The sequence below is a fragment of the Streptomyces sp. NPDC048411 genome (assembly GCF_040704695.1).
Taxonomy (GTDB): domain Bacteria; phylum Actinomycetota; class Actinomycetes; order Streptomycetales; family Streptomycetaceae; genus Streptomyces.
The window spans coordinates 1-4,006 of sequence record NZ_JBEZKL010000262.1; the positions used below are offsets into that span (position 1 = coordinate 1).

Below are 4,006 nucleotides of genomic sequence, written 5' to 3' on the forward strand. Positions count from 1 at the left end.
GGCCGTTCACCGACGCCGACGCGGCGCCGCTCTACGCGCTGCACAGCAGCGCCCACGTGCTGCGTTACTGGGACTCCTCGCCGTGGACCGAACCGGCCCGCGCCCAGCGCTTCATCGCGACCTGCCGAACGATCGAGGAGGAAGGCACGGGAGCGCGGGTGGCCGTCGACCGCGTCTTCGACGGCGCGTTCATCGGCTGGTGCGGCCTGACCAGCTGGAACCCGGACTTCCGCAGCGCGTCCCTGGGCTACGTCTTCGACGCCGCCGCGTGGGGCCACGGCTACGCCACGGAGACCGCGCACGCCGTCCTGCGGTGGGCGTTCGACACCCTGGGCCTGAACCGCGTCCAGGCCGAGACCGACACCCGCAACGTGGCGTCCGCCCGGGTGCTAGAGAAGCTCGGCTTCGTCCGCGAAGGCACCCTCCGCGAGGACTGCGTCGTCAACGGCGACGTCTCCGACTCCTGGGTCTTCGGCCTCCTCCGCCGCGAGTGGCACCCGACGGCCGGCCGCTAGGACCGAGACCTGGCCGCCTTTCGGTCCGCAACCCCCACCGAGGTCACCGTGGGCCGCTCCGGCGAGCTCAACGTCTTCGCTTGCCCCACCGATCCCGACCATCCGCACCGCTGGAGCGTCCAGTAGCTTGCAGGGTCCGCCTGGAGCGGCAACATTCTCATCGGCGTGCGCGGGTGCTGTCGCTTCTCGTGAACATCGAACACGCCGCGGCCCGGGTGCCTCCCGAAGCACTGAACAACTGCTGTCGAAACCGGTGAACAAAGCCAGGCCAGGCTCCAGGTCGACAACGGCAGGCCGTGCTCGGCCGGCTTGGACTTGACGATCTTCTTGATCTCACGGCGTTCTGGGAGGGTGAAGGTCTTGGGCCGGCCACCCTTGTACTTCGGGTACAGGGAGTCGAAGCCGTCGGCGTTGAAGTTGTGGATCACGTCGCGGACCCGGTCCGTGCTGGTGAACGTCACCTCGGCGATTTTCGCTATGGGCATGCCCTGCGCGGACAGCAGCACCATCTGGGCCCGCCGCCAGGTCACCACCGAACCAGTGCCCCGGCGGATGATCCGCAGCAGCCGCTGCCCCTCGTCGTCATCGATCTCGCGCACGCGCACACGTTCAGCCACCCGAGCACCCTGACACGACGCGCCGCCCGGCACGGAACCCGGCGGCGCGTCACCTCACAATCAGGCGAAACCACCTGATCTAGTGTCATACGCCAGTGGTGCCGTCGATGCGCTCCCGGAGCAGGTCGGCGTGGCCGTTATGGCGGGCGTACTCCTCGGTCATGTGGACGTAGATCCAGCGGAGGTTGACGTCCTGCCCCATGAAGCGGCCGGTGTCGGTCAGAGCGCGGTCGGCGCAGAGCTCGCGGGCGCGGGCGATCTCCGTGTGCCAGGTGGCGAGGGCGTCGCGCAGTGTGGCACCCTCGGCCAGTTCGAAGCCGCCGTCGGGGCCATGCGGGTCGGCCTGCGGGTCATAGATCGGCGGGGCCTGTTCTCCGGCGAACACTCGGCGGAACCAGTTCCGCTCCACCTCCGCCATGTGCTGGACGAGGCCGGTCAAGGTGAAACCGGACGGTGGCACAGACGCGACGGCGGCCTGCTCATCGTCCACGCCCTCGCACTTCATGGCGAGGGTGGCGCGGTGAAATTCAAGCCAGCTTTCGAGCGTGGTGCGCTCGTCGGCGTTCAGGGGCGGCAAAGGGCGTTCGATGGCACTCATCGGTCGATTATCGCCAGCGCCCGAAAGCATCGACAGGCAGGCCCTCCAACAGGGCGAACGTTGCCTGATACGGCACTAGCCAGCACCGACCGGTACGAAGACACCATCTTGCCCACCGGCGCGTTTGCCGGTACTCCCGAAGACGCCCTGGACTGCGCCTGCGGCCTCTACCTCGCTACCCCGGACATCTGACCAGACACGAGACACAACACCGGATCCGGAGTCAACCCCCGAAGGACCTACGGAGCCGACCACTTAGCCAAGTTCCATGAGGACGTCGGCGCGGGCGTAACAGTCGGCCACCGGGAGACGGTTGCGGGTGATCCTGACGAACCCGGCTTCCTCGTAGAGGTGGATGGCGGGAGCCAGCTTGCTGTTCGTGCCGAGGAACAGCCGGGCCCCACCGAGTGCCTGGGCGCGGTCAATTGCTGCGGCTATGAGTTGGCGGCCGATGCCGCGTCCCTGCGCGGCGGGGGCTACGGCCATCTTCGCCAGCTCGAACACGGCGTCCGGATAGGCCAGAAGTGCGACACACCCGGCAGCGGTGCCGCTGCCCGGTTCGCGCGCCAGGAGCACGTCGCCGCCCAGGCCCACGACGCGGCCGAACGGATCTTCGAGAACGGCCCGATCCTCTTCCTGCAGGGTGAACAGGCGGGAGATCCACTCCTCGTTCAACGCGCGGAACGCGTCGGCATCACTCTGTGAGGCGATCGAGGAGACCACGGCCGGGGCAGAGGCGTACGGCATGAGGATGGTTTCCTTTCCGGTGCAGCTTCCCGTTAGTCTCCGGCCCCGTTCACCCATATGTCCAATACAGGCATTAGCCTTTATCGATAAGCTTGACCTATGGATCATCGATTCGAGCTCCGCCATCTGCGGTACTTTCTGGCTGTGGCTGAGGAACTCCACTTCGGGCGTGCCGCCCAGCGGCTGAGCATTGCTCAGCCAGCCCTGTCCCAGCAGATCAGGCAGCTCGAGAAGATTGTCGGCGTTGAGCTGTTCCGGCGGACCTCTCGGAGCGTCCGCCTCACAGACGCGGGAGCGACGTTCCAGCCACGGGCGAGGGACCTTCTGGTCCGTCTGGCGGCAGACCTCGATGAGGCCGGCCGTGTCGGGCGCGGCGAGGCCGGTCGCTTGGACGTCGCTTTCATCACCTCCGCCACCGCGATCGTCAGCGAAGGGCTCCGTGAATTCTCCCGCCGCCGCCCAGACGTCCAGGTCAAGCTGCGCGACGGCTTTACCGTCGACGTCCTGGCGGCCCTGAAGCGGGGCACAGCCGACGTCGGGATCGTGCGGGATGCCGAGGAGCGAGACGATATCGACCTTTCCCTGCTGACAACGGAACGGTTTGTCGCCATCGTCCCCACAGAGCATCCCGCCGCAAGGGGTGACCATGTGAAAGCAACGGCGCTGGCCGCTGACCCGCTGATCCTGTTCCCGCGCTCAGCAGGAGCTCAAGCGTTCGATGTGAATACGCAGCCGTTGCGGAACGCCGGCATCAAGGTCCAGGTCGCGCAAGAGTGCTCGAACTGGCACACCATCATCATGTTCGTCGCCGCCGGCCTAGGCGTCACCATCGCCCCCTACAGCGTCACGACGCTGCTCCCCGCGGGCGCCCGACGTCTCGAACTCGACGGGCCTCCCACGGTGAGCCGGATCTTCATGGCCACCCGACGGGGAGACAACCGTCCTCTCGTACAAGCCTTCATCACAGAATCCGAGTCCGTGACAGTTCGTGGCCACGACCGGACGGCGAGAGCACGTTGACCTGCCGAGCGAGCACTTCCACGTGCAAGGGCCACTCGAAGGCGTACCGTGCGTAGCCTCACCCACCGCACCTGGAGCCCGTCGCTGGGGCAACAGCCCAAGCCGACTCCCCTTGAACCGCCCCTATCCGCGCGAGCTGAGCCGGGTTGAGTCGCGGCTTGGTCCGCGGCTGGTCCGGAAGAGCTGGTCAGGGACGGGATGCGAGTGGGAGAAAATGGGAGGGTACAACGTAAAGCAAGCTCTGCCTTGAGTGGAGTGAGCCGAAGGCGCCCTGACGAGGAAAAGACCAGGCCAGGGCGCCTGTCTTCGTTCCCCTAGAAGAACCCGAGCTTCTTCGGCGAGTACGAGACGAGCAAGTTCTTCGTCTGCTGGTGGTACACCGGCGTCACCCAGCTGAGCAAGTCCCAGGTCAGTGAGATGGCCAAGGTCCTCGATGCCCGGGTCGCCGAGTTCCGCAACCGGCCGTTGGACACCGGCCCCTACACCTTCGTGTGGGTCGACGCCCTGAC

4 protein-coding genes and 2 pseudogenes are annotated in these 4,006 nt (G+C 66.7%); 3 read left to right on the forward strand and 3 right to left on the reverse strand.

From position 1 onward, the window contains the following. A partial coding sequence (locus tag AB0915_RS38505) for a GNAT family N-acetyltransferase (RefSeq protein ID WP_366695975.1) occupies positions 1–515 on the forward strand: 515 nt, incomplete at its 5' end. A gap of 266 nt (positions 516–781) precedes the next feature. Here the strand turns inward: AB0915_RS38505 and AB0915_RS38510 are convergent. The 3 genes and pseudogenes from AB0915_RS38510 to AB0915_RS38520 all read right to left on the reverse strand — a co-directional run. After that, a pseudogene (locus AB0915_RS38510) lies at positions 782–1,132 on the reverse strand (helix-turn-helix domain-containing protein); the annotation flags it as partial. Between the two features lie 85 nt (positions 1,133–1,217). Then, complete coding sequence (locus tag AB0915_RS38515; protein WP_366695977.1) at positions 1,218–1,730, reverse strand: DinB family protein; 513 nt, start codon at positions 1,728–1,730, stop codon at positions 1,218–1,220. A 255-nt stretch (positions 1,731–1,985) separates the two neighbouring features. After that, on the reverse strand, positions 1,986–2,477 hold the full coding sequence (locus tag AB0915_RS38520; RefSeq protein ID WP_366695979.1) for a GNAT family N-acetyltransferase: 492 nt from the start codon (positions 2,475–2,477) through the stop codon (positions 1,986–1,988). A 99-nt stretch (positions 2,478–2,576) separates the two neighbouring features. On the opposite strand from AB0915_RS38520, the gene AB0915_RS38525 reads away from it, so the two are divergent. Both AB0915_RS38525 and AB0915_RS38530 read left to right on the forward strand, forming a co-directional pair. Then, complete coding sequence (locus tag AB0915_RS38525) at positions 2,577–3,497, forward strand: LysR substrate-binding domain-containing protein (RefSeq protein WP_366695981.1); 921 nt, start codon at positions 2,577–2,579, stop codon at positions 3,495–3,497. Between the two features lie 381 nt (positions 3,498–3,878). Further along, positions 3,879–4,006, forward strand: a pseudogene (locus AB0915_RS38530) (transposase); the annotation flags it as partial.